Below are 25,712 nucleotides of genomic sequence, written 5' to 3'. Positions count from 1 at the left end.
TGAGAAAGCCCATTGTTTAAATGGGGCCTTGACCCTGAGGGGGCAAGCAGATCAGATCATTTCCTTTGCGGCAAATCAGCTCATCTCTTGTTGAATAAACAGGATGATCTGGACAGCCAAGAGGGCCGCCTTTTTTTGACAAGGAAAGCAAAAGCCCGCCGCAGATCGGATCTGCTGGCGGGCCAATTGTCTTGTTCGTTCATATCAACTGAACGCCATCGCTTTGAGAGCGGGGCTGCTAGTCGAAAAGGGACGAGACCGATTGTTCGTTGGCCGTGCGGGAGATGGCTTCTCCCAAAAGGTTCGAGACACTGAGAACGCGGATATTATGGGCGTTCAGTACCGCTTCGGTCGGCTCGATGGAATCGGTGATGACCAGTTCGCGCAGTTTCGAGGATGTGATCCTTGCAACGGCTCCACCGGAGAGGACGCCGTGGGTGATGTATGCGGTAACCGATGCAGCGCCTTTTGCCATCAAGGCTTCTGCGGCGTTGCAGAGGGTGCCACCGGAATCAATGATGTCATCAACCAGAATGCAGTTACGGCCCGAGATGTCGCCGATGATGTTCATCACTTCGGATTCACCTGCACGCTCGCGCCGTTTGTCGACGATGGAGAGCGGTGCGCCGATGCGCTTGGCGAGTGATCGGGCACGGACAACGCCGCCAACGTCTGGCGAAACAACCATGACGTCTTCCACTTCGTTGCGTTCCAGAATGTCGCGTGAGAAAACCGGTGCGGCATAGAGGTTGTCGGTTGGAATATCGAAGAAGCCTTGTATCTGCGCTGCGTGCAGATCGAGGGTGAGGACGCGGTCCGCTCCGGCTCTGGTGATCAGGTTGGCCACCAGCTTGGCCGAGATCGGCGTTCTTGGACCGGGTTTGCGATCCTGCCGGGCATAACCGAAATATGGAACGACTGCTGTGATCCGGCGTGCCGAGGCGCGACGCAATGCGTCGATAAGGATCAGCAATTCCATCAGATGGTCGTTGGCCGGGTAGGACGTTGGCTGAACCACGAATACATCCTGGCCGCGGACATTTTCATGGATCTCGATGAAGATTTCCTGGTCTGCAAAGCGTCGTACAGAGACATCGCAAAGTTCGATGCCCAGATAGTCCGCGATGCGTTTGGAAAGAGTGGGATTGGAGTTGCCGGCGAAAAGTTTCATGAACCGTATGCCCTATCGCTTTTGCAATGATGATGGGGAGCCTGTAGTCGGGGGTGGCTCAGTTTGCGTCCTAAAAAACACAATCAACTTGTCAACATTCAACAAACTTGGCCAAATGTTGAGAAAGTGATTGTCTGCAGATAAGTCCGAGCATCCGCAGTGATGAAAAATACGAGAGATGTTTCTAGGGCGTTGTAAACACGGAAGCCTGTAAATGTAAAGTTTATGTGACAGGTTGAGCGTGATTTTTCGTTAAAAACTCGTCAAAAAAAGCTCCGAAACGGTTTGCCGCTTCGGAGCGTGAGTTTTGTATTGTGTTGATTTGAAAAGTTCAGACGTGACCGTCTCTGGTGATCAAACCTCGAATTCTGATACGGCCTGCACCAGTTCCTGCGACACCGTCTTGAGCGAATGGGCTCTTTGTCTGGTTCTGCCCGCATTGGCTTCACCATCTTTGGCTCGCGCGCTCAGCTCTTTGCTGGTGTTGGAGAGGCCTGCGGAATCCACAGACATGTCCACCGAATTGTTGGATATGTCGTTGATGCCCGTCGACAGGCTGGTTATCCGACTGGTCATTTCTTCGGCCATCGTGCTGATGTGAGTCGTGCTTCTGGCGATGTTGGATGTTGACTGGCTCTGCTGATGAGTCGTTTCTCGGATCATTTCGACGCCATCCCGGATCGCATCAATGATCTGGGCCACTTCGTCGATACCGCTTTGAGCGCTATTGGAACCGGACTGAATGCGGGCGACCTTTTCCTGGATTTCCTCGACGGCCTTTGACGTCTGAATCGCGAGTTGTTTGACCTCATTGGCAACGACCGAGAATCCTCTGCCAGCTTCGCCTGCACGCGAGGCCTCGATGGTTGCGTTAAGGGCGAGCAGATTGGTCTGGTTAGCAACACTCATAATGAATTGCACGACCGTATCAATTTCCCGAGACGCGAGGACCAGTGACTGCATTGTCTGATTGGCAGACTGGGACAGGTCCGACGCCTTGAGGGCAATCTCGGATGCGCTGTCTGCGTTGGAGGCAATATTTTGCACCGAGCAGGCCAACTCGCCAACCGTGTCTGAGACTTCGCGGATCTCATCGGACATGGTTTTTGCGGAGCCGACGATTTCCTGTCCATATTGCGCCATCTGGTTCGAGGTTTCCTTGGCCGAACCGATCCGCAACTCCACGCTTGAGGCAACATCGTGCATCTTGTTCGAGTGACTGGACAGCAATTGCGAGTTGGTGGTGAATTCCTCGGAAATCTCAACGAGATTTTGAGAGGTTTCGTCTACTTCCCCTGCATGTTTGGAGATCTGCCGAACCAGATTGTGAACCTTGGCAACGAATGGGTTGATGACCTGAGCCAACTCGCCCATTTCATCGCCAGAGCTTTCGTCAAAGCGGCTTGTCAAATCACAACGCCCGTCTGTCATCTCGATCAGTTGCCGTTGCAACTCGCCGGTGCCAAGGGATGCGCCATGTTCTGCGATGTTGAGGCCCCTCAGTTCATCTTCAATGCTGACGCGCAAGCCAACTGTCTTGTCGATCAGCTTGAACATGATCAGGGCCATTGAGAAGGTCCAGGCAAAACAGATCGCCACGGCTTCGGCCTGGACGACAAATTGTCCCAGGCGACTTCCAGCTGCCAGTTTGCTTTCGATGGCAAAGGGGGCGACCATGAGAGTACCGAGGACCCCGCCGACACCATGTACGGATACCGCACCGACAACATCGTCAAGTTTGAATTTGCTGGCGATGACATCTTCAGCCACACAGACCAAGATGCCTGCGGTGATGCCGATGATAACCGCACCATGGGGATTGACGGCGTCGCAACCCGCGGTGATCGCCACCAGACCGCCCAACATCCCGTTGATGGAGCGGCTAGGTTCAAACACATCGTCGCGTATCCAGCCAAACAAGAAGCCGACGGTTCCACCGAAAACGGCAGCGAGCAGGGTATTGGCGACAATTCTGGCGAAGTCCGGGGTTCCCGCTGTCGTGGAGCCGCCATTGAAGCCGATCCAACCGAACAGAAGGATGATCGCACCGGCTGATGCGAGAACGATGGAATAGCCTTGAATCTTGTTGACGGACCCGTCCTTGTTGAACCTGCCAATACGTGGGCCGATAGTGATGATACCGGCAAGAGCTACCCAGGCACCAACGGAGTGGACGACAGTTGATCCGGCAAAATCGATGAAGCCTTGATCTGCCAGCCATGCGGTGTTGTCACCCTCTAGCAGGTTGCCCCAGGCCCAATGGCCAAAGACAGGATAGATGATCATCGATATGAGGACGGAACTGGCGAGATAGCCGGTGAAGGTCATCCTTTCGGCCACGGCCCCAGAGACGATCGTTGCTGCGGTTCCTACGAAAACGGCCTGAAAAACGAAGAAGGTATAGTTCCAGTCAGGGAAGGAATCCCAGGCAAACAGCGATGGCTCCCAGCCAACCACGCCGGCAACACTGGAGCCAAACATCAATCCGAAACCGATCAAGTAGAAAAGCGATACGGAAATCAGAAGGTCCAGTATGTTTTTCTGCGCAACGTTGATCGAGTTTTTCGATCGGACCATGCCGCCTTCAAGCAGAAGAAAACCGACCTGCATAAGCAATACCAGGGCAGCGGCTGTCATCGTCCAGATGTGATCGGAGTTGGTCTGCTGCGCTTCGAGCCCCTGAGCGATTTGTGCTTCGAGCTCTGAAATTCGAGCTTCAAGGGAACTTGTGGCCCAGACCTGCTTTGTGGCAATCAAGAAAATAAAAACGGACGTTACGAAATTTGCAAAGAATGAAAATTTGGTTCTCGCAAATCCATAAAATGAGCGCTTTTTCATATGGATGCGTCCTCGAAAAGAAGAATTCATGCTTTTGCGAAAACGTTATGAGTAGCCTGTTTTAATTATAGTTAATTGTGCCAAAAACAAATAGACCGGGACAATCTGTCGCAGTTTGAGCGCAGGGCTTTGCTTGGTTTTTAAGCAGTTTTGGTTTGGTTGGGTGGGTTGATTGTTATTTTTTACAAGGATGTAACAGGCAATGTTTTCACAGGCCTGCCCTTGGAATTCTTGCCTATTAATATTGTTTTGGCCTGTGGCCAGCCTTGCTGACGGGGAGATACCTTCATGAGCCGAAAGCGAGACGAGGTCTGACTGCCGTTCGTTTCAGGCTCATGAAAAGGAAATGGGTGCGGAAGCTTTCAGAGGCTGCTGAACCAGGTCTTGATTTTTGCGGCCGTATCAATCGCCACTTCATCCAGAACATCGCCCTTTACGCTGTCCCATGGGTCAGATGAAATCATGGCGGTTTTTTTCGATCCAGTTACCCGGGTAACGCGTTTTCCTTTGGGATCAAAAATGTCCCAAACATAGGAAATGACGCAATCGGAGCCGGACTCACTGGCGGAGAAATAGCCCTTGATGCGGTGGGTAACCTTCGTGTCAGACCGAGCAACAACAGGCAAAGCCTTCTGTGCAACGCGCAGGCCCAATGCCTTGGACAATTCGGTTGCAACCGATTTCGGAGCTCCGACCATGGGTTCAAAGGTAAGATATGCCCTTGTTTCCTCGGTTCTCTGAGGGGCCGGTTCCTGCGCCCTCGGAGCGGTTTCGCCTGGCATACTGGTTGCCGGAGGAAGGGTGTCGGTTCTCTCGTCTTCAGTGGGTGACGGATCTGACTGGTTTTCACTCTGATCTGTTGTTGTTGTTGTGTAGTCTTCTGCTGGCGGCTGACTTTCCATGATTGATGGTGGTGTTCCACCAATGGTTCTGGGAGGGGTCGGTACGCCACCTGACGCACAGGCGGACAAGATCAGAGTTCCTGACACACAGATTGCGACCTTGGAGGTCGATCCAAAGAGTAATTTACGCATGATACTAATACTCCGCATTTTTCAGCCGCTTCCTGCTCGGATTTGAATGGCCGTTTGGCTTCGAACGAAATTAGCGGTTTTACTGGCCTGGGCAGATTCTCAAACGTCCTTAATGCAATGATGAAAATGCCACAGACTTCAGAAACAAAACGTTATCCTTATCGCCACGGTAGACCAAGGAGATAAAGAAACACTTTATTGATCGGCAGTTTTGATGTGCGATTGAGGCTGGGGCAAGTTTTTTGAAGGAAGGGGTGCCATGCGATCCCGGCACCCGAACTTGTCCAGTTTGCTGCTCTTCCTCAAAGGACGAGCAAGTCCATGGGGAGCGCTGAAAGGGATTCTGGCTCGGCTTCTGTGGTCAAGTAGGTCTGGCCCATGCTCATGGCGATGTTGTTTTCGCTGTCCATCATGATCATATGAACAAACAATGTCATGTTGGAGCAGATCTGATATTCATTGCCGCGATAGATCAGCGGCCACCCCATCCAGCTCGGGGCAAAGGCGGCTCCGACGCTATAGCCGCAGGCGTTGAGCCGGTGTGCGTGCGCACCCAATTCGTCGATGACCCTGGCATGTGCGTCGAATATTTCTCCGATCATGTGGCCAGGTCGCATGACCGCCTCAACGGATTTGAGAGCCTGTTTGCCAATTTCATAGAGCTCTTGATGGCGTGCCGTCGCTTCCCCGATCAAGACAGTTCGCATCGCAGGGGCGTGATAATGGCGATAGGCACCAGACCATTCCATCGTGATCTGGTCTTTTGCTTCCAGTGTCCGGGTGCCAGTCTTGTAGCGACATAGCAGGGCGTTTTCGCCCGAGCCGCAAACGAAGTGAGAAGCTGCAAAATCACCTCCATTTTCAAGAATGGCTCCCTGCATCGCGGCCAGAATTTTGCCTTCGTCACTGCCGGCCTTGATGAGCGGAAGGCTCACGTTGAAGGCAAGATCAGTCAACTCGGCGGCGCGGCGTATATAGGCGATTTCTGCCCCGGACTTGATTGACCGCAAAGGAGGAATGATCCTCGATGCGTCTTCGGTGTCGGCAAAAGATCGCAAGGATTCGTCCAGGGTCCGGCCATCTTTTGCGGTAAGGCCATGAGCATCATATTCAATGCCGATGCGGCTTCCCAGAAGATCGAGATCTTCAAGCAGGCCACGCAGCTGCATCGCTGGCGATGCCTTCTTCTTTTTTCGGTCTGCCCAGATATGGATATTGTTGATGTTGCTCGTCAGTTTGGCCTGTCTGACATCCGCAGAGCGCGTAAGCAGGTCGGTTTTTCCGTTCTTGCGCAGAATGAGGCATTGGAAAAGATCGAAGCCGGTTGTGTCATAGCCGGTGAGCCAGAACATGCTTTCCTGAGAGAAAATCAGCATGACGTCGAGCTTGCGGTCTGCCATTTTTGCCAAGAGGGAGGCCTTGCGGCTTTTGAATTCTTCCTCGGAAAAGTGTAGCGCCATGTTCAAGCTCCTTGGTTGGCGGACTTCAAGCAGTTCTTTTCAGGGTCGATCAGACAAGGGCAATTGTCGATATTTGTCGACCATAATCCGGTTCTTTGCGGTGGGTTGAGCGCCGATAGCTGAAAAACCGGTCTTCTTCTTCATAGGTGCACAGATCCAGATTGACCGCAGTGCCAATACCACTGTGCTCCAGCCGCATCATGATGAAGGCTGGCAGATCAAACTGGTGGTGGCCTTCTCTTTGCCCCGGACTGAAAAACCGTTCCCACTCTTTCCTCGTTTCAGTGAAGCGGTTCAAAAAGCCCTGGTCAACCTCATAGTTTTTGCAAGATATGGTTGGCCCCAGAATTGCGGTGATTTTTGATGCCTCAGCCCCCAGTTCGCACATTTTCCGGATCGTCTCCTCGATGACGCCGCCAAATGCACCGCGCCATCCGGCATGGGCGGCTGCAACCACGCGATGGATCGGATCTGCGAAAAGAATCGGTCCACAATCCGCTGTCAGAATGGCCACGGCAAGACGTTCCGAAGTGGTGACCAATGCGTCGACCTTTGGTGTGTTGTCCTTCGGAAAAGGGGCATCTATTGCCATCGCGTCTGCGGAATGTACCTGATAGGCCGTTACCAATCGTCCTTCGTCAACGCCCATTGTCTTTGCAACAAGGGCCCGGTTTTGGCGCACCTTGTCTTGATCGTCATCCGAGCCATATCCGCAATTAAGGCTATGGTAGGTGTCACTCGATGTGCCTCCGCTGCGGGTGAAGAAGCCGTGTTCAATGCCGGACAAATTGAGCAGCGAGGGATGTTGAATGCGCATCTAGGCTCCTTGGGCAGTGGTAGATAGAATTCTGATCAGCAAATTGTTGGGCTTTTGCGATGAAGTCAACCGGGAAAAGAGCATTGTGAGGCGGCCTGCCGCATCACTTTTGCTCCCGCACTCTATTCTAGGGTCATCGGAGGCAGATTCGACCCTTTTGGCATGATTGCAAGGCATTTGAACAATGTACCCATTTGGTCTGGAGCGGCCAGGCGTTCCACGTCCGTTGCAATCGATTCCTGTCGGGCCTGTGTCTCTCCTCTGCCCAATTGTCCTGCGCGTTCCAGTAGTCCCATCGCCAGCAGAAACGCGCCTTGTGTGACAAGGGGGGCAGCCGTCAGATTGCAGGCTTCTTTTGCCTCCAGTTCGCTCATGGCGATCATGTGCAGATTGGCGAAATTGACGTGGCTCGTAAGATCTTGCAGCCCGGGATGATGAAGCGGGTTCGCATGGGCATGGTGATGTATGGCTTGCAGGGTGTCTCCCAAATCGGGTTGGCTATACCCATAATCGATAAACAGGCCCGCGCCGCCGAATTCGGCCAAATGGCTCGCGATTATCGAGAAAACCGCGTCAGCCGCAGGGCTGACCTCGTGAATGGAACCTTCCTTGATCGGTTGGTCGGGATTGATGATTGCGCGGACCGGGCCAAGGCCGAAGGCGAGGTTTTCCTCCTGATCCAGTCCTATGACGCGCTCGTGCCATTTCCCGTCCTTTGCCACCCATTGATGGATGGGGAAGCAGTCAAAAAACTCGTTAGCGATGATAAAGAGAGGCTCTTTGGGCAGTGTCTCAATTGTGTCATGCCACCGGATCGCGACCGTTGCCTCACCAAGCGCCTTGTCCTGTTCGTCCCTGAGGGCCGGATTGATCTCAACCAGATGCACATGCAGGCGGTCTTTTGCCTTGGGGGCGCTCGACATGACGCGCACAATGTCTTTCATCAAGGTGCCGCGCCCCGGTCCCAGTTCGACGACATGGAAGGGTGCAGGGCAGCCTGATTGCTGCCAATTGGCGAGAAGCCAGATACCGACGAGCTCGCCAAAGAGCTGGCTGACCTCGGGAGCGGTGATGAAGTCGCCGCAGGCACCGATTGGCCTCATCGCAGTGTAATAGCCCTGATCGGGATCATAGAGGCAAAGGGTCATGTAATCGGCAAGGCTGATCGGCCCGGTCGACATGATCATTCGCTTTATGCGATCCTCAAGCGGTGGTTTTGGCTGTTCAGTCATGCGCCTTTTTCAACTGTGCGTAGAGGATCATGATCAGACCTGCCAGAATCATCGGGGCCGAGAGCCACATGCCCATGGTGGTGCCGAAGCTCAGGTAGCCTAGCTGTTCATCGGGTACGCGGACCAATTCCACCAGAGAGCGGAATATGCCGTAAAGGATTGCAAAGCTGCCTGCAATCGTGCCTGGCCTTTTCAGGGCTCCCGTCGCGTGGCTCAGAATGCGCAGGATGAGGAAAATTGCCAAACCTTCAAGGGCAGCTTCGTAAAGCTGGCTTGGGTGGCGAGGGTCTGGGCCACCTGTTGGGAAGACAATGCCCCAGGGCAAATCGGTGGGACGACCCCAGAGTTCTGAATTGATAAAGTTGGCGATGCGGCCAAAGAACAGTCCAATGGGGGAGGCGATCGCAATCAGATCGAACATGGACAGAACCGAAATCTTGCGCGCTATCGAAAACAGGATCATGGCAAGGGTGACCCCCAGAAAACCGCCATGAAAGGACATGCCTCCATGCCAGGTGGCAAATATTTGCAGGGGGTTGGCCAGATATTCACCAAGATTGTAAAAAAGGACATAACCAAGGCGTCCTCCGGCGATGATGCCAATGGTTGCCCAGAGCACGAAATCATCAAGCTCGGCACCAGACAGCGGAGGTTGATTTCTTGCCCAAAGCTTGTCGTTCGCGGCAATGCGTTTGGTGTAGACCCATGCAAGCAGGATACCTGCAATGTAAGCCACTGAGTACCAGCGGATTTGAATCGGACCCAGTGAGATCAGAACCGGATCGATCATGGGAAAGGGTATCGCGAAAAAGGTCACGGTGCCGCCTATGTTTCAGTCTGCAATTTTGATTGCTGTTTGTTGGTTAATCTGCCTGAAGTCAAGGAAAGTACAAATATTCGTTGTGAAATACCATCGAGCCATTATATCTGGTGATAAAGACAGATATGTGGCGCGTGCCCGTCCAGCCATTGGCGGATGGTGTTTCAAGTCGAATTAGGGGAAGTGCGATGACACAGACGAACAACCGGCTTTTTGATGAATTTGCCAAACTGATGAATGATGCCGCAGGCGTCGCGCAAGGGGTTCGGGATGAAGCTGAAACTGCCATTCGGGCGCAGTTGGAGCGCTTCATGGGCGACATGGATCTGGTGACTCGGGACGAGTTTGAAGCCGTGAAGGCAATGGCCGTTGCCGCGCGCGACGAGAATGAGGCTCTTGCTGCCAGGATTGCTGTTCTGGAGGAGAAGCTCGGTTTGGTGGCTGCCGCTGATGATCAACCAACTGGTGACGACAGCTCGGAATAGCGCCTTTCTCAAGGGCCTCCTTTCTTGATCTGCTCCGGGCCGTTCCAGCTGTTCCGGATCGTCATGATGTGAACCATGAACCCGTCGGACTGGTCCGTCGGGTTTTTTCGTTGGTATTTGCGTGTCCTGTTTCTTGAAAGCGGTGCGAAAGTCGCGCTAGCATGGGATTTTGAAAAATTGTTGGACGAAGGATTTAAGATGACGCTTTCAGATATGTCTCTTGTATTGGTGGGGGCTGGAAAGATGGGGGGAGCCATGCTGACGGGCTGGCTCGAAATGGGATTGTCCGGTTCAAACGTGACGGTGGTTGATCCCGGCATGCCGCAGGAAATGGTATCCTTGTCCCAAACCCATGGGTTCCAACTGGTTGCATCGGCCGAGGCGCTGGCCAAGGCTGATATCGTGGTTGTTGCGGTCAAGCCTCAAATGATGGGCAAGGTCCTGCCGGGGCTCACGGGGTTGATTGCGCCAAATACTGTTCTGGTCTCGGTGGCAGCCGGAACCCCCATTTCAACCTTTCGCTCCTATCTGGGCCAAGGTCTCAAGGTCGTTCGGGCCATGCCCAATACACCGGCTCAGGTCGGGCGCGGCATGATTGCAGCTTTCGCCGCAGACATCGACGAGACCATGCGGGAAGTGATCGCGGCGCTTCTTTCCTCGACCGGCGCGTTTGTCTGGGTCGATGAGGAAGGGCTGATCGACGCGGTCACGGCTGTTTCCGGTTCGGGCCCGGCCTATGTCTTCTACATGGTCGAAGCGCTTGCAAAGGCTGCGGAAGCATTGGGGTTCGATGAGGAAACCGCGGGCCTGCTGGCGCGACAGACCATTGTCGGGGCTGGCGAATTATTGCATCAGTCAGAGCTTTCCGCTTCGGTCCTGCGGGAGAATGTCACCTCTCCGGGAGGGACCACCGCAGCAGCGCTCGCAATTCTGATGGCCGATCAAAATGGACTTGAAGGCCTGATGAAAAAGGCGACTGTTGCTGCACGAGATCGCTCGATTGAGCTATCCAGGTGATAGTATTTGCTGTGTCGAACCTGTTCGGGCGTTGCTTGGCTCTAATATGCAAAAGCTTGAATTTTCGCCTTTTGACCACATTTATAGGCTAGAAGTGGGGGAATCGCGTTGCGAATTCCGCCTCTTGCACTTGCGTCTTGGCGTCATGGAACCGCGCAGGAGCGAAGGTGTTCAAATGAGGTCGCGCCAGCGGCATGATAATTCGAGGAGAGAAGAAGATGGATTACAATCCGGAAATCAGACAGCAGTTGTTTGAGCAGTTTTCTCAGACTGTTATCGCCGATGGTTGGCGCGAAGTGTCTTGCTCGGCAATCGCAGAGAAAGCGGGTGTCGACATGAAACTCGCCTTTGTTGAATATCAGGACAGATATGCCTATGTGACCGAGCTTGTTCGCCGGATCGATCGGGCCATGATTGATGCTTATGACAGGGAAATGGGCGAGGAAGCTGCTCGAGATCGCCTGTTTGATGTCATCATGGCTCGGTTTGAAACCATGCAGGGGTATCGCGCTCTCATTCTGGCCCTTCACAAATCCACGCGTCGCGATCCGCTTTTGTCTCTGCATCTGCTCTCGCTATCTCGTTTGACCGGCGAATGGTTCCTCGATATTTCGCAGATTTCTCCTGCTGGTCTTTCCGGCTTTGCTCGCTCCAAAGGGGTATTGCTGGCCTATGCAAGAGCCTTCGCGACATGGATGGATGATGACAGTGAGGATCTTGCCAAGACAATGGCAATGCTCGACAAGACTTTGAAAGCCGGTGAAAAGGCCTATCAGCAGGCGGGGAAAGTCGTTGGCGGCTTGTCAAAAATGGCAGACAGGTGCCGCTCGTCCCGCAAATCGAGCAAAAAGGCTGATGGGTCGGAGATGAATGAAACCTCTGTGACTGACGGGCCGTCTGTGGATGATGGTTCGATCTCGCCGATGCCATCTTGATCTCTTTATGGCTGTCGAGGATCATTCCCTTTTTGCAGAGGGAATGATCATGACCAAACCAGCAGATTCCATTACATTTGACGATTTTCTAAAAGTTGATATTCGCATCGGTACCATCATCGAAGCAGAGATTTTCCCCGAAGCTCGCAAACCTGCCTACAAGATGCGGATTGATTTCGGCGATGATATTGGCATCAAGAAAAGCTCTGCCCAGATCACGGTTCACTATCAGGCCGAAGAGTTGATTGGCCGACAGGTCATGGCTGTGGTGAATTTTCCGCCAAGGCAGATCGGCCCCTTCATGTCTGAAGTGTTGACTCTGGGGTATGAAGACGACAATGGGGCGATTGTGCTCGCTGCTGTCGAGAGGGCTGTTGCCAATGGAGCGCGTCTTTGCTGAGTGACCCCTGGGCGTTGCTCTTTTTCGCGGACTTGTGTCCAGCCAGGAGGAAAGCTGTCAGGAGGGAAGTCGTAACGTTGCTCTCAGGCCGCCCAGAGGGCTTTTGCTGAGCCTCAATTCTCCCCCATGGCTGCGGGCAATGTCACGGGCAATCGCCAGCCCCAAGCCGGTGTTGGGGGTGTTCTGGTTCCGAGCCGTGTCGAGCCGATAGAAGGGGCGGAAAACCGTATCGAGCTCTTCTTCTGGGATGCCCGGACCATCATCATCAATGAAAATCAGCCACCAGTTGCCCAGACGCTCTGATGTGAGGCGAATCGTATCTGCATAACGGGTTGAGTTGCTGATCAGATTGTTGAGGCATCGTTTGATCGTGTTGGGCCGCACTTCCACATTTTTGCCACCGGTATGGTTGATCGTGAGATCGTAACCGCTTCTTTGCGTATCATAGCGCAGCTCTTCGAGGATCTGGGGAATGTCGATGACCTCGGTCTTTTCCGCCGAAGAGCCACGGGCAAAGGCCAGATAATCTTCCAGCATCAGTTGCATTTCGTCGACATCGCGCTGCATTTCCTCAACTTCCGGATAATCATCCAGAATGGCCAATTGCAGTTTGAAACGCGTCAGGACCGTGCGAAGGTCGTGACTGACACCAGCCAGCATGATGGTTCTCTGTTCGATTTGTCGCTCAATCCGGCGTTTCATTTCGAGGAAGGCATGGGCTGCTTGCCTGACTTCTCGTGCACCGGCAGGGCGGAAGTTATCTGCATCCTGCCCCTTGCCGAAGCGCTCGGCAGCATTCGCAAGCCTCTGGATTGGTCGGATCTGGTTGCGCAAGAACAGAATGGCGACGACCAGCAGCACCAGCGACGTGCCTGCCATCCAGACAAGAAAGATATGCGAGTTGGACGCATAGGCACGGGATCTGCGGGTGAAAACACGCAGGACTTTGCCATCCAGTTTGATGCGGATTTCAATGATGTTGGATCGGCCGACCGTATCGATCCAGAAAGGTCTTCCGATCTGCGAGGTGATATGACGCGATAGTGCATGATCTAGCAGGCTGAAAAATGGTTTGGGGCCAGGTGGCGGCAACGGGCTGTCTGGCAGAACGGAAATATTCAGCTGCAATTTGTCCTGCGCCAGATTGATCAGCGCGTCATACCCCTCTTCCTGAGGGTAAGTCTCCAGGATCGCGATTATGGCGGCGATATCCTGGGTCACTGCCGTCGAGAGGCGATCCGTGACCGTTTGCCAATGTCGTTCCATGAAAACAAAGGCCAGCACCGACTGCAAGATGACCATCGGGGCGACGATAATGATCAGGGAGCGTGCAAACAGCCCCTTGGGCATGCTGCGAGCCAATTGGCGGGCGATGACCTTGTAGCCCTTATAGAGCAGCTTCAACGGCAAGAGACTATGCGAAATCATGCGCAGCCAGTTTGGCCGCGTTCGTTCACTTGCTGTCTTGTCATCTGATTGCACGTCGCTCATTGGGCTTTACCTTTAGCCATTGCCTGTTGCATCAGTCGGTAAGAAGACGATAGCCAATGCCTCGGATTGTTTGCAAGTAAATTGGGTTGGATGGGTCTGGTTCGATCTTTCGTCTCAACCGATTGATCTGGACATCGACGGTTCGTTCGCCAGTTCCATCTTCACCGGATAGGGCGGCTCGTGTCACCGTCGCACCCGGTTGCGAGGCAAACAGGCTGAGCAATTCGCGTTCCCTGTCGGTCAGGCGGACCGTGTCATCGCCGCAAAGCAGTTCCTGGCGCTCCAGTTTGAAGAGGAATGGGCCGAAGCTGACTTCGTCAATCGGCGTGTTGGGTTGGCTATTGCCTCTTTTCAGGATGTTCCTAATCCGCAAGAGCAATTCGCGCGGCTCGAACGGTTTGGGGAGATAGTCGTCGACGCCGATTTCCAGTCCCTGAATACGGCTTTCAGCCTCGGCACGTGCTGTAAGCATCAGGATCGGAACCTGATCGGACTTGCGTAAATTGGTCGCAAAATCCATTCCGCTCTCGCCGGGCATCATGACGTCAAGGATGAGCAGGTCGAAGCTCAGTCCCTCAAGGGTCTTGCGCGCTTCCTGCGCATTTTGCGCTGTCGTAACCCGATATCCGTTGTTGGAGAGATAACGCTGCAAGAGATTGCGGATGCGGCTGTCATCATCAATGACCAGCAGATGCTGGGCATTATCGGGTAGAGCTTGCGCGGCGCTGGGCATGGGTCTTTGTCTCTCAATCTCGCCAATCGGTATCGGATTTATCCAGTGCGTGAAGTGCATTAAGGCCATGGTTCAGTCGCTGTATGATAGGGCGACCTTGCGGCTCAATCATGGCATACAGGAATGTTTTGCTTGCTTTGCCTGTTTCTTCGGGCAGCGTTTTAAGGGCTTCTTCAATACGTCGAGCCTGGCATTTGGAAATCTCCAATGCAAGCGTTCGTCCCTTTTGTGTCGGATACAGCAATCTCTGGCGGCGATCGGTCTCGCCTGTTACTTGCGCGATATAGCCATCCTCAATCAATTGTTTGAGCACGCGGGCAAGACTCTGTTTGGTGATCTTGAGAATTTCCAGAAGATTGGCCACCGTTATACCGGGCGTGCGATTGACAAAATGCAGAACACGGTGGTGCGCACGACCGTAGGACAGGGACGCCAGCATGGCGTCCGGGTCGGCGACGAAGTCGCGGTAGGCAAAAAACAACAACTCGATCATCTCAAAGGAAATGCCGTCATTTTCGGACATCGGCGTTGTAATTAAAGGGTCGCAATCCACCTCTTTTTCAACCATTTCGTTTTTTCTCTGCTCGCTGTTTTGGGGCGATGAAGACGTTGCATCAATTGCTGCTCAAGGGAATATTCTTCTACACATCCCTGAATATCCGGTTCAATCCATTTTGTCATCATTTATGTGGACGGGCAATTTTTTCAGAAAATACGTCAGTGTTGTTGACATAATTTGTTCTGTTTGTTACACATAATTCAAGATCCGCGTAATGATTGTTCAAATTGTGCGTAAAAACGTCTCAATTCAGTCTGGTATCAGGATCTAAAAAATTTCTGGTGCGGCTCAAGTGGCGGGAAAATTTCTGACCAGGATGCCCATCAGTGTAAAACCGTCGGCAAAGTATCGGCGGGCTAAAAGGAGCAAGATTATGGCTGGCCCAGCATTTGATCAGAGAGAAGGCAGTATATGGTACAACGGTGAGTATGTAGACTGGAAAGACGCCAAGCTTCACGTTCTAAGCCACGGTCTGCATTACGGGTCTCTGGTGTTTGAAGGTGTGCGCGCTTACGGTGGCAAGATTTTCAAACTGGAAGAGCATACTGAGCGCCTGTTCAGATCTGCTGACGCTCTTGGTTTCAAACTGCCCTATACGCGTGACGAATTGAACCAGGTTCAGCTCGACATTCTCAAGAAGGAAGGCTTGCAAGACGCTTATCTTCGTCCTTGCGCATGGCGCGGATCTGAAACGATGGGTGTGGCGGCACAGAGCAATAGCATCAACATGGTTGTTGCTGCCTGGGATTGGCCTTCCTATTTCTCACCGGAAGAACGCCTGAAGGGTCTTAAACTGGCAATTGCCGAATGGCGCCGTCCCGACCCTCGCACCATTCCGTGCAAGGCCAAGGCTGCCGGCCTTTACATGATTTGTACGCTTTCCAAGCACAAAGCTGAAAATGACGGCTATACCGATGCCGTGATGCTTGATCATGAAGGCTATGTTGCCGAGGCGACTGCGGCCAATATCTTCTTTGTCAAGGATGGTGTTCTGCACACTCCGAGACCGGACAGCTTCCTTGACGGGATCACGCGTCAGACCGTTATCCAGCTGGCCAAGCGCCGTGGTCTGGAGGTTCTCGAGCGCAAGATCCTGCCGGAAGAAATGGCAGATTTCGAGGAATGTTTCCTGACCGGTACCGCTGCTGAAGTGACACCTGTCGCGTCGATTGACAAATACAATTTCAAGCCCGCCGAAATCACGACGCGCCTGATGCATGACTATATGGATGAAGTTATGCCAAAAGCGGTGGCCGCTGAATAAAGTCCACCATTTTGCTGGATCATGATCATGCCGTTTGCGCTCAGGTGCAAGCGGCATATTTCATTGCTCATTCGGGGTTTGCCAGCGTTCAATCGCGCGTTTGTCCGCGTCCTTTGCATCTACCCATTGATTGTCTCCTTCTGCGGTTCTTTCCTTCTTCCAGAAGGGGGCCCGCAGTTTGACGAAATCCATGATGAATTCGGCCGCTTCAAATGCGCATTGGCGATGTGCGGAAAGCGTGATGACCAGAACAATGCGATCTCCCGGCACCAATGTGCCGAAGCGGTGGATGATGCGCGTTCCTTCCAGGAGCGGCCAACGAGTCAAAGCTTCGGCCTCGATGCGCTCAAGTTCCGCCTGAGCCATCTGGGGATAATGTTCAAGGGTCATGTCCATGATGCGCTGGTCTGCGACCATGTCGCGAGTTAGCCCGGTGAAGGTAACCGCAGCACCGATTGACGTCCGTCCCGCAACAAGGGCATCGAGTTCGGCGGAAATATCGAAATCGTCGCTTTGGAGCGATACGCTCATTGTCAAACCCTTTCAGTTTCAGGTCATTTCGGCAGGCGTTAGCCGCCGGTCATCGGGGGAAAGAATGCCACTTCTTCCGCTCCCTCGAGTTTGTCCGAATGCTCTGAATGGAAATGGTCAAGGGCTACGCGCACGGTATCCGGTTCGGAAAAGGCGCGTTCATAGGCGTCTCCACGACTTTTTTGCCAATTCAGAAGGTCTGCAACCGTCTTGATGCTCTCGGGAAGTTCGATCTGTTCCTCATTTAGCCCCACATGCTCTCGGAGCCAGGCAAAATAGACCAGTTTCATCTTCAGTCCTTGTTTCGGTTCTGTTGGGAGGGGTGTCAGTCTTCCAACAAATGGTGCAGGCCAGCCCGGAAATAGTCATACCCGGTATAAAGAGTCAGAAGGGCAGAGATCCAAAGCAGCACCAAACCTGTTTCCGAAGTGTAGGGGATGACTTTGTCGCCCGCAGGCCCTGCCAACAGAAAAGCGATTGCGATAAGCTGCGCTGTCGTTTTCCACTTGGCAAGCCGGGTGACCGGCACGCTGACCTGAAGGGCTGCCAGAAACTCCCGCAAGCCCGAGACCAGGATTTCCCTGCAAAGAATGATCACGCCAGCCCATATATGCCAACTGATCAGTGTGTGATCATAGGCGAGCATCAGGATGCTGACCGACACGATGAGCTTGTCGGCAATGGGATCGAGCATGCGCCCGAGGGCTGACTGCATTTGCCAGCGACGGGCAAGATATCCGTCCAGAAAATCGGTGATAGCTGCAACAACAAAAAGCGTTAGCGCGGTCCAGCGAGCCCAGTCAAGATCTGACCAGAACATGCAAAAGACAATTGCCGGTACGGCGACAATGCGGGCAATTGTCAGCAGATTTGGGATGTTGAAGGTGGAGGAGCCGGTGCTTAAGCCATTCATCTTGTGCAGACCATCGTGAAGACTGATTTTGGATATTTTTTCATCCTATCTCAAAGCATGTTCCAATGCAGCTCGTCAATGCAGCTTGTTCGCTGTTTATGCGATCAAGGGTTATCATCGTGGAAATAGGCATGAATCGTCTTGGCCATCTGTTCGGATATGCCCTCAACAGCCAGAAGATCTGAAAGGGCGGCATTGCGAACGGCCTTGGCTGTTCCAAAATGATGAAGCAGGGCGCGTTTGCGGGCCGGGCCAATGCCCGGAATGTCCTCAAGGCCTGTTTGGGAAATCTGCTTTGATCGTTTCGCCCGATGGGTGCCGATGGCAAAGCGGTGGGCTTCGTCGCGCAGGCGTTGAATGAAATAGAGCACCGGGTCGCGCAAAGGCAGCATGAAACTGTCCTTTTCGGGCAGAAAGAAATGTTCTCGCCCTGCATCCCGGTCCGGGCCCTTGGCAACGCCGACAATAGGCAGATCGTGGACGCCGAGATTTGCGAGAATCTCGCTCACGGCATTGAGCTGTCCACGCCCGCCATCGATCAATAGCAGGTCTGGCCAGGCCGGATCGTCAGTGTGGCCATTGTCTTCGCTCTTTTCGTTTTCCGGCTTTTCAGGACGGGGGCCGTTTTCCTTCAGAAGACGAGAGAACCGGCGCTCCAGAACTTCGCGCATCATGCCATAGTCGTCACCGGGGGTGATGTCGTCAGACTTGATATTGAATTTGCGATATTGATTCTTCATGAAGCCTTCTGTTCCGGCGACGATCATGCCCCCAACCGCGTTGGTGCCCTGAATGTGGCTGTTGTCATAGACTTCTATGCGCTTTGGAAGGTCTGGCAGGCCGAAGACCTCGGCGACCCCCTGTAACAGACGCACCTGGCTGGTGGTCTCGGCCAGGCGCCGTCCCAATGCTTCACGGGCATTGGCGTGGGCATGCTCGACCAGTTCCCTTTTTTCTCCCCGCTGGGGTGTCGATACCGTGACCTTGTGGTCAGACTTGCTGCTCAGCGCTTCTGCAACAAGATCCTGTTCTTCAATGGCGTGGGACAGCAGAATGAGGCGCGGGCAAGGTTTGTTGTCATAAAACTGGGCGAGGAAGGCACCGAGCACTTCCTCTTCTGTCTGGCTCTTGTCGGCTTTCGGGAAATAGGCGCGGTTGCCCCAATTCTGTCCGGTTCGGAAGAAGAAGACCTGAATGCAGGTCTGGCCTGCATCCTGATAGCAGGCAAAAACATCCGCTTCTTCGGTGTTTTGCGGGTTGATGCCCTGATGGGACTGCACATGGCTGAGCGCCGTGATCCTGTCGCGGTAAATGGCGGCGCGCTCGAAGTCGAGTGCTTCGGAAGCCTGTTGCATGCATTCGGACATTTCCTTGCGCACCGTCTGGCTCTTTCCGGTCAGGAAGAGATGGGCTTCGTCGACGAGCTTTCTGTAATTCTCGATTGAAATCTCACCGGTGCAAGGGGCGGCACATCGCTTGATCTGGAATAGCAGGCAAGGTCTTGTCCGACTCTCGTAGAAGGAGTCTGTACAGGTGCGCAAAAGAAACGCCTTTTGCAGCGCATTGATCGTGTTGTTGACGGCACCGGCGGAAGCAAAGGGGCCGTAATATTTGGCCTTTCTCTTGCGTGCCCCGCGATGTTTTGTGATCTGGGGTGCTTCGTGATCTTCGCCGATGAGGATGTAGGGGAAACTCTTGTCGTCCCGTAGCAAGACGTTGAAACGGGGACGCAGTCGCTTGATCAGATTGGCTTCAAGCAGCAGGGCCTCTGTTTCCGTTGCCGTGGTGACAAACTCCATGCTGGCGGTCAGCTGGATCATGCGCAGAATACGATTTGTCTGATTTCCATGACGTGTGTAACTGGAAACGCGCTTTTTCAGGCTTTTTGCCTTGCCCACATAAAGCACGTCGCCATTTGCATTGAGCATGCGATAGACACCCGGGCTGTTCGGCAAATGGCGAACAAACTCGGCAATGACCTCAAAGCCGGTTGAGCGTTTCTTCTCCGGTGCCTTCTCAGAGTCTGCTACTCTTTCGGTGTCGCTTTCTTCGGTCATGGCAGCGCTGTCTTGGTCGTGAAAACGGGAATTGGCCTTTTAGAGACAATGACTCGATTGCAAATGTCAATGGTCTCGTGGTGGGCAGCCCCATGGGAAATCCAAAGTCAGTTTTTGCAGAATACCGTTGCGAAATAGGCGAAGTAGGCAAGCATCATCAATAACCCGCGGAATCGGGTCAGGCGAAATTTGAAAATTGTGAAAAGCAGCATCAAGGCCGATGATGCGAGCATCACGATCAGATCCTGTTCCACGACCCTGTGTGGAACGGGAACCGGGATGATGGTTGCGGTCACGCCCATGATTGCCAGAATGTTGAAAATATTCGAGCCGATCACATTGCCAAATGCCATTGCGCCCTGATTGCGGATGGCTGCGACAAGAGTTGTTGCCAATTCGGGCAGGGACGTTCCCAGCGCAACGATTGTCAAGCCGATGACGGCTTCGGATACACCCCAGTCTCTGGCGATATTTGATGCTCCTTCAATGGTCAGATGACCACCGGCTGGCAGACCTATGATGCCAATGATGATGAAAAGAATGGCGACCCAGAGTTTCGAGGGCGCTTCTTCCAGCAGCTCATCATCGACAAGGTCGCATGGTTCGCCCTTTTGTTTGCGAGAGGTCCAGACCGTCCAGAACAGGAAAAAGACAAGCAAAGAGAGCAAAATGATACCAGAGGTGAGATCAAGAACCCTCTGTAGGCACAAGACCGTGAAGATCACCGACACCGCTATCATGAATATGGTGCTTGAGCGCGTGCCGCTTTCGCTGCATTGCGTGGGGCGGATTAACGCGGGCAAACCAAGAACGAGCAGGACATTGGTGATGTTGGAACCGACAACGTTGCCGATGGATATGCCGCCAAGGCCTTTGAAGGCTGCGTCAAGGGAGATGAAAAGCTCGGGCGCCGATGTGCCGAAAGACACGATGGTAAGGCCGATGATCAACGGAGGTATGTTAAGGCGCGTTGCAAGCGCGATGGCCCCGCGAACGAGCAAGTCGCCCGTTACCAAGAGTAATACAAGACCTCCGACGAGGTACACATACATCATCATGAGTGGGATTGGATCCGTTTATTTTTTTGGTTTTTTACTGCTAGCAGCCATCGTCGATCTACAACGTTTATCAGATATAGGAACGCGCAAACACTATTTAAAGGTTTGAAGCAAAATATTATTTGATTTTTTTTGAAATATTTCGAAAGTAATTGTCTGAATTTATTCGATTTTGTGCAGTTTTTTTGAATTTTCTCGAACAAAATGAATCGCCTGCTCGGTGTCGGGCAGGCGAGGTGGTCTTGTCTTGAAATATGGGGGCTATTCGGACCTAGCGAACGGAGCGGCAGTAAGCGCCATGGATTCTCCACGGGTCGCGCCCAAGAATGCAGGCTTCAACACCATATTCATAGCCAACAAACCCGGCGTTGGCTTCAATCAGGTAGTAAATGGCGGTTTTTTTACCCGTTTCGGTATAGCCCGTTGCCTTGCAATAACGCTTTGCGAAAAATGGCTCGCTCTGTTCAAGCAGCTTGGACTGGCTAATGTGTTCAATTGCAATGACCGGGTCACCAGACTGAACGACATTGGTCTCGGCAATCGCGAGGGTGTTATTGACGCGTGACAATACGCTTGCGCTATCACAATCAGGTAAATAGGCGGCCGATGCAGTTCCGGTTACGGCTGAAAGCATCAAGGCGCCGAAGAGTTTCAAATAAAGCTGTTTCATGCTGTCAGTTCCTTTATCCGGTATTCCTCAATGCTCTTTCTTCAAGAGGTTTGCGAGGATGTGTAGTCAATTTGCATATTGTTTTTCTGCGCAATTTGAGCGGCAAGAGCAAATGGCTGACCGGCTTCATGCGAGAAATCGGACTCTAACAATTCGTTAACGCGCCTAATTTCTCTTATTTCCCGTGACCTCGTCAAGGTTTAATGGGGGGCAGAGCCGTGTTTTCAAGGCCTGATTGGGCAAGCCGTTGCCATGAAGCCATCCAGCCTGCCAGAATTGACAGGACAGAGGTGTAAATTGCCCGCGATCCTGGTGTGGTTGCTGACCGTTCAAGGATGTCCGAATCTTGTTCGTCTGGCGTCGTTGGTCGGAGTGAAGCTTATCGCACCGCGAGAATGCGCAATTTGCCACTTGTCCTGCATTGGCCTCTGAGGGCTTCTGGGCTACAGCTTCTGGGCTTGCCATTCTTGTCGATGCACAAACGGACTTCTTGCAGCTTCTGGCGCTTGCAGGTGACGAACAGGCTGTTTTTCGGCAATTGCGGGTTGATGTCATAGAAGGAACTGGTGATGTCTCTTGCGGTCATCAGAAGCGGTCGGTCCAGATTGTCAAAACTGGGGGGTGTCTTGAGGCTTTTGAAGCTTTTGACTGCCTGGCGGAAATAGTCGAGCGGGCTCAGACCACTGCATGTCCCATGCTTCTTCCATTCGTGATGAACCAGCGCCCGACTTGGAGAATATTTGAGCATTTGCTCGACAAGTTTTTCGGATGGTTTGCGAAAGTCCGTGCGGCAGTAATCAGGATAGCCATTTTCATATTGAGGCCAAAGGCCATGAATGACAAAGCCGTAGGCGCGTTCGGAGAAGCATTGCAGATTGTCGCGTCCCTTCTTTGCGTCATCGGCGCAATAGGTGGGGGACCAGGAAAGGGTTAGAATGTAATAGTCGAAATCACCGGCGGTTTGCGCCCTGGGCTGTCTTGCATGAAAAATCAGACCTGTTGCCAGAATGGCAAAGAGACAGAAGAGTTTGGTGAGTTCGGTTTTTCTTTTCATATCACTTTCCCCATTGGGCACCCGCAGCGCAACTTGAGTTATTTCGGCTCGCAAATCCACTCAAGGGTTGATCTTTGCGCCGTTTGTCCAAGTGTTTTGGCCAGAAATGGCAGCAGCAACTTGAGATCCGCATGAAGAGTGAAGGGGGGATTTATGATGAATAAACCCGTTCCGTTCAACCGTTTTGCAGTGTCGAGTTTCTGAATGACCAGTTCGACGCGAAGGCAGTTTTCAATGCCTGCATCGGCGAGCATTTGCGCAGCGACATCCACATCGCGGCGGGCCTTGATCGGATACCAGAGGCAATAGGTGCCCGTTGACCAGCGCTTGTAGCCAGCAAGAAAGGCTTCAATCATGCGGCGATATTCATCCGGTTCTTCAAAGGGGGGATCGATCAATACCAGACCTCTGCGCTCTTTCGGGGGGAGGGTGGCCTTGAGGGCCAGCCAGCCATCATCCTGTCTTACATGCATACGGTGGTCACCGCGCAGACTCTTTGCGAGCGTTTTGAAATCTTCTTGATGCTTTTCCATGAAGAAGGCGCGGTCCTGCTCGCGGGTCATCATCTGCACAAGCTTCGGGGAGCCTGGATAAAAGAAATACTCGCCTTCTGGGTTGAGGCTTTTTATGACGTCCGCATAAGGGCTTATGATTTCCTTGATGAGATCGGGCACAGGATGTGCGTCCTTGCCCAGTAAGCGGGCTATGCCATCCTGCCATTCACCCGTTTTTCGAGCCTCTTCACTTGTCAGGTCATAGCTGCCGATGCCCGCATGGGTATCAAGGACAAAGAAGGGTTTGTCCTTTTTTTGAAGATATTGCAGAATTCGGCTCAGAATTATGTGTTTGAGACAATCGGCAAAATTGCCTGCGTGATAGATGTGGCGGTAATTCATCGGACAGGGATACCCGGTATGAGGGCGGACTTTGGTACGCCAGATTAAAAGTGATCCACTTCATAAGCTTCGATCAAGCCGTTCCTATGAATGAGGATTGCCTGCGCTGTCAATGGATATTGGGGCGTTGCAAAGCCAACAGGTTTATTGGGCTTTGCTCTTTGCTTCGGGATCCGGTGTCTCCGAGGCTTCGGTCGCAGTGCCTTCCTCTTTTGCTGCCCCTGCGTCTTTGCTGATATCACCTGTTGTGGCCAGCCCGGAGGCCTTGCCCTTTTCCACCTCATCGACAAAGGGATAAATGATTAGATCCTTGTCGGTGTCCTTTTCTTCGCAATCGCCCGACAGGCCGATCTGGGCGATGAAAAAGCGATCATTCTGCCAGGAATAAATGCTGTATTGGCGGCATGAACTGGTGCTGCCCTGCTTTGGAAACTCGGCCCGCAGGAGTTTTTTCTTTTCATCCCATGTGGGTTTTTGTAACTCGGTGATCGCATACCAGCCAAGTTTTACGTCAAGTTGCGGGAAGGTGATGAGGTTGGCCCATTCGTCTCTGCCATCTTCAACCTGATAGATGCGATAGCTGTCTCCATTGAGGCCGGAGGAACAGACAAAGCCGTAAAATGTCTGAACGCCCAAATGGATGACCAAGGCCTTGTCTGCCAATTCCGAATTGTCGATATCGGCAAGCCAACACCCCATAGTTGCCCGATGGTTGTTCAGAAGCGACTTGGGTATTTCTTCGCTGGAAGCTGGTTGCGTCGAAATCCCCCATGAGAAAATGAGAAGCGAGAGGGCCGCCAATAGCAGTGCCAGTGCTCTGAATGGCACGGATCCGGATTGGCTTTGCCCTTCGGGGAACGGAGCGATCTGTCCAACTCGCATATCGTTTCTCCTGATGCGATCAATAGGTGGGAAGGATAACCGATCCCGCATGAAAATGCTATTTGAGCGGATAAAAAGAAGGCCTTTCGTGCCGTATTACGCTCACATTAAGACTTCAAATCTTTTTGAAGCCGTGCAAAGTTGAAAATCTGCGACATTCACAGTTACTTTTGCTTTGTGGTGCGCTATGCATGGGCGATATTTTTGAAGTCTGGGGATGCTGAACAGCCGTCGATTCGCTTGAGCACCTGCTCGCCGGTTGTGCTGTGGTTGCAGAGTTGGAAATGCCTTCTGGGCAGTCAGGAAGAACAGGATGAAAGTAGCTATCGTACCGGTCACGGTCTTTCAGCAAAATTGTACCTTGATTTGGGATGAAGAAACCGGGAAAGGCGTTGTGATTGATCCCGGTGGGCAAGTTGACAAGATTCTTCAGGTCATTGAACATGAGAAAATCGATGTGGAACGGATCCTGATCACCCATGGCCATATTGATCATGTCGGTGGGGCGGTTGAGTTGCGCGATGCTCTGGATGTCGATGTCGAGGGGCCGCATGAAGCAGACCGGATGCTGATGGACCATATCGAAGTGCAGGCGCAACAATTCGGCGTTCCTCATGTCAAGGCTTGTGAGCCGGATCGCTGGCTGGAGGAAGGCGATGAGGTTGATATTGCCGGAATGCCTTTCTCCGTTCTACATTGCCCCGGTCATGCTCCGGGACATGTGGTCTTCTACAATGAAGAGGCCAGGTTTGCCATTATGGGAGACGTGTTGTTCAACGGATCCATCGGTCGCACGGACTTGCCCGGAGGAGATCACGACACGTTGCTTGCCTCGATCCGTGACAAGATCCTGCCGCTCGGCGATGATGTGACCTTTTTGTGTGGGCACGGGAATCACTCGACCATCGGGGAAGAGCGACGCAACAATCCGTTTTTGAAAGGGCTTTAAGACCAAAAGCTGGTTATCAATGGTGGGACGATGAGTGATATTACATTCAGCAAGGAAGAAAAGCTTGGGCTCGTTGAAATGTTGCAGACCTATTTCCTTTCGGAAATGGATCAGGAGCTTGGACGTTTCGAGGCTGAATTCCTTCTCGATCATCTTTCAAAACAATTGGGGCCTGTCTTCTACAATAAGGGATTGTTAGATGGGCGTGCTTTGATTGAAAAGCATATTGATAATTATAACGAGGCTCTTTACGGTCTCGAAAAAGAGATCGATGTATTGCATCGCTGATCCTTATTTTGGAGCGTTGGTTGGCGGATAAGAGGCAATGCTGTTCTGAACAGACTTTTTTTGAAAGTTACCATTGCTTGCTTGTGAATAGTTTCTGGTGATTTGGGGTGTTTCCGATGAAATTTTCGATTAAGCCGATCCATATTTTATTTTTTGTT

General features: G+C 52.6%; 26 protein-coding genes. 7 read left to right on the top strand and 19 right to left on the bottom strand.

Annotated features, from left to right (window positions below; genetic code table 11):
- Window positions 1-238 precede the first annotated feature (238 nt).
- From ACHZB8_RS10980 to lgt, 7 genes are all read right to left on the bottom strand, one after another.
- Window positions 239-1,171, bottom strand: coding sequence for a ribose-phosphate pyrophosphokinase (locus tag ACHZB8_RS10980; protein ID WP_316860306.1), 933 nt, complete (start codon window positions 1,169-1,171; stop codon window positions 239-241).
- A 354-nt stretch (window positions 1,172-1,525) separates the two neighbouring features.
- Complete coding sequence (gene amt / locus ACHZB8_RS10975) at window positions 1,526-4,009, bottom strand: ammonium transporter (protein WP_316860305.1); 2,484 nt, start codon at window positions 4,007-4,009, stop codon at window positions 1,526-1,528.
- Between the two features lie 362 nt (window positions 4,010-4,371).
- Window positions 4,372-5,043 carry a hypothetical protein gene (locus ACHZB8_RS10970; RefSeq protein ID WP_316860303.1) on the bottom strand — a complete coding sequence of 224 codons (672 nt, stop codon included), beginning with the start codon at window positions 5,041-5,043 and terminating at the stop codon, window positions 4,372-4,374.
- 302 nt (window positions 5,044-5,345) lie between these two features.
- Window positions 5,346-6,503 (bottom strand): Xaa-Pro peptidase family protein, encoded by a 1,158-nt coding sequence (locus ACHZB8_RS10965; protein ID WP_316860302.1) that lies wholly within the window; start codon window positions 6,501-6,503, stop codon window positions 5,346-5,348.
- Window positions 6,504-6,552: 49 nt separating this feature from the next.
- A complete protein-coding gene (pgeF, locus tag ACHZB8_RS10960; RefSeq protein WP_316860301.1) occupies window positions 6,553-7,320 on the bottom strand; it encodes a peptidoglycan editing factor PgeF in 768 nt (255 codons plus the stop codon).
- 122 nt (window positions 7,321-7,442) lie between these two features.
- Window positions 7,443-8,552 carry a class I SAM-dependent methyltransferase gene (locus ACHZB8_RS10955; protein ID WP_316860300.1) on the bottom strand — a complete coding sequence of 370 codons (1,110 nt, stop codon included), beginning with the start codon at window positions 8,550-8,552 and terminating at the stop codon, window positions 7,443-7,445.
- A complete protein-coding gene (lgt, locus tag ACHZB8_RS10950; protein ID WP_316860299.1) occupies window positions 8,545-9,369 on the bottom strand; it encodes a prolipoprotein diacylglyceryl transferase in 825 nt (274 codons plus the stop codon). Before lgt ends, ACHZB8_RS10955 begins: the two co-directional genes overlap by 8 nt.
- A 191-nt stretch (window positions 9,370-9,560) precedes the next feature.
- Here lgt and ACHZB8_RS10945 point away from each other — a divergent pair, with 191 nt between their 5' ends.
- The 4 genes from ACHZB8_RS10945 to ACHZB8_RS10930 all read left to right on the top strand — a co-directional run bounded on the left by ACHZB8_RS10945 (window position 9,561) and on the right by ACHZB8_RS10930 (window position 12,209).
- The gene (locus ACHZB8_RS10945; protein WP_316860298.1) at window positions 9,561-9,857 is read left to right on the top strand and encodes an accessory factor UbiK family protein; all 297 of its coding nucleotides are present in this window, start codon (window positions 9,561-9,563) and stop codon (window positions 9,855-9,857) included.
- 198 nt (window positions 9,858-10,055) lie between these two features.
- Window positions 10,056-10,874: a pyrroline-5-carboxylate reductase gene (gene proC, locus ACHZB8_RS10940; RefSeq protein ID WP_316860297.1), complete on the top strand. Its 819-nt coding sequence runs from the start codon at window positions 10,056-10,058 to the stop codon at window positions 10,872-10,874.
- A gap of 218 nt (window positions 10,875-11,092) precedes the next feature.
- Window positions 11,093-11,809, top strand: a complete 717-nt coding sequence (locus ACHZB8_RS10935) for a hypothetical protein (protein ID WP_316860296.1) — start codon at window positions 11,093-11,095, stop codon at window positions 11,807-11,809.
- 49 nt (window positions 11,810-11,858) lie between these two features.
- Window positions 11,859-12,209: a tRNA-binding protein gene (locus ACHZB8_RS10930; RefSeq protein WP_316860295.1), complete on the top strand. Its 351-nt coding sequence runs from the start codon at window positions 11,859-11,861 to the stop codon at window positions 12,207-12,209.
- Between the two features lie 57 nt (window positions 12,210-12,266).
- On the opposite strand, the gene ACHZB8_RS10925 is transcribed toward ACHZB8_RS10930, so the two are convergent.
- From ACHZB8_RS10925 to ACHZB8_RS10915, 3 genes are all read right to left on the bottom strand, one after another.
- The gene (locus ACHZB8_RS10925; RefSeq protein ID WP_316860758.1) at window positions 12,267-13,559 is read right to left on the bottom strand and encodes an ATP-binding protein; all 1,293 of its coding nucleotides are present in this window, start codon (window positions 13,557-13,559) and stop codon (window positions 12,267-12,269) included.
- Between the two features lie 172 nt (window positions 13,560-13,731).
- Window positions 13,732-14,433 carry a response regulator transcription factor gene (locus ACHZB8_RS10920; protein ID WP_316860293.1) on the bottom strand — a complete coding sequence of 234 codons (702 nt, stop codon included), beginning with the start codon at window positions 14,431-14,433 and terminating at the stop codon, window positions 13,732-13,734.
- Window positions 14,434-14,446: 13 nt separating this feature from the next.
- Entirely contained in the window at window positions 14,447-15,001 is a 555-nt protein-coding gene (locus ACHZB8_RS10915; RefSeq protein WP_316860292.1) for a MarR family winged helix-turn-helix transcriptional regulator, read from the bottom strand.
- A gap of 364 nt (window positions 15,002-15,365) precedes the next feature.
- Here ACHZB8_RS10915 and ACHZB8_RS10910 point away from each other — a divergent pair, with 364 nt between their 5' ends.
- Window positions 15,366-16,256 carry a branched-chain amino acid aminotransferase gene (locus tag ACHZB8_RS10910; protein WP_316860290.1) on the top strand — a complete coding sequence of 297 codons (891 nt, stop codon included), beginning with the start codon at window positions 15,366-15,368 and terminating at the stop codon, window positions 16,254-16,256.
- 60 nt (window positions 16,257-16,316) lie between these two features.
- Here the strand turns inward: ACHZB8_RS10910 and ACHZB8_RS10905 are convergent, their stop codons facing one another.
- From ACHZB8_RS10905 to ACHZB8_RS10865, 9 genes are all read right to left on the bottom strand, one after another.
- A complete protein-coding gene (locus ACHZB8_RS10905; RefSeq protein WP_316860289.1) occupies window positions 16,317-16,787 on the bottom strand; it encodes a molybdenum cofactor biosynthesis protein MoaE in 471 nt (156 codons plus the stop codon).
- A 38-nt stretch (window positions 16,788-16,825) separates the two neighbouring features.
- The gene (gene moaD / locus ACHZB8_RS10900; protein WP_394706175.1) at window positions 16,826-17,077 is read right to left on the bottom strand and encodes a molybdopterin converting factor subunit 1; all 252 of its coding nucleotides are present in this window, start codon (window positions 17,075-17,077) and stop codon (window positions 16,826-16,828) included.
- Between the two features lie 35 nt (window positions 17,078-17,112).
- The gene (pgsA, locus tag ACHZB8_RS10895) at window positions 17,113-17,700 is read right to left on the bottom strand and encodes a CDP-diacylglycerol--glycerol-3-phosphate 3-phosphatidyltransferase (RefSeq protein WP_316860288.1); all 588 of its coding nucleotides are present in this window, start codon (window positions 17,698-17,700) and stop codon (window positions 17,113-17,115) included.
- Between the two features lie 104 nt (window positions 17,701-17,804).
- On the bottom strand, window positions 17,805-19,757 hold the full coding sequence (uvrC, locus tag ACHZB8_RS10890; protein WP_316860286.1) for an excinuclease ABC subunit UvrC: 1,953 nt from the start codon (window positions 19,755-19,757) through the stop codon (window positions 17,805-17,807).
- Window positions 19,758-19,864: 107 nt separating this feature from the next.
- Complete coding sequence (locus ACHZB8_RS10885; RefSeq protein WP_316860285.1) at window positions 19,865-20,815, bottom strand: calcium/sodium antiporter; 951 nt, start codon at window positions 20,813-20,815, stop codon at window positions 19,865-19,867.
- A 271-nt stretch (window positions 20,816-21,086) separates the two neighbouring features.
- Complete coding sequence (locus tag ACHZB8_RS10880) at window positions 21,087-21,485, bottom strand: hypothetical protein (RefSeq protein ID WP_316860283.1); 399 nt, start codon at window positions 21,483-21,485, stop codon at window positions 21,087-21,089.
- Between the two features lie 379 nt (window positions 21,486-21,864).
- Window positions 21,865-22,539: a ribonuclease T2 gene (locus tag ACHZB8_RS10875; RefSeq protein WP_316860281.1), complete on the bottom strand. Its 675-nt coding sequence runs from the start codon at window positions 22,537-22,539 to the stop codon at window positions 21,865-21,867.
- A 38-nt stretch (window positions 22,540-22,577) separates the two neighbouring features.
- A complete protein-coding gene (locus ACHZB8_RS10870; RefSeq protein ID WP_316860280.1) occupies window positions 22,578-23,435 on the bottom strand; it encodes a 23S rRNA (adenine(2030)-N(6))-methyltransferase RlmJ in 858 nt (285 codons plus the stop codon).
- Between the two features lie 144 nt (window positions 23,436-23,579).
- Entirely contained in the window at window positions 23,580-24,317 is a 738-nt protein-coding gene (locus ACHZB8_RS10865) for a hypothetical protein (RefSeq protein ID WP_316860279.1), read from the bottom strand.
- Window positions 24,318-24,630: 313 nt separating this feature from the next.
- Between ACHZB8_RS10865 and ACHZB8_RS10860 the strand changes: the two genes are divergently transcribed.
- Window positions 24,631-25,266: an MBL fold metallo-hydrolase gene (locus ACHZB8_RS10860; RefSeq protein ID WP_316860278.1), complete on the top strand. Its 636-nt coding sequence runs from the start codon at window positions 24,631-24,633 to the stop codon at window positions 25,264-25,266.
- Window positions 25,267-25,296: 30 nt separating this feature from the next.
- Window positions 25,297-25,554 carry a DUF2164 domain-containing protein gene (locus ACHZB8_RS10855; protein WP_316860277.1) on the top strand — a complete coding sequence of 86 codons (258 nt, stop codon included), beginning with the start codon at window positions 25,297-25,299 and terminating at the stop codon, window positions 25,552-25,554.
- Window positions 25,555-25,712: the final 158 nt, after the last annotated feature.

The organism is uncultured Cohaesibacter sp. (assembly GCF_963556055.3).
Lineage (GTDB): Bacteria > Pseudomonadota > Alphaproteobacteria > Rhizobiales > Cohaesibacteraceae > Cohaesibacter.
This window is presented reverse-complemented; position numbering and strand designations above follow the sequence as displayed.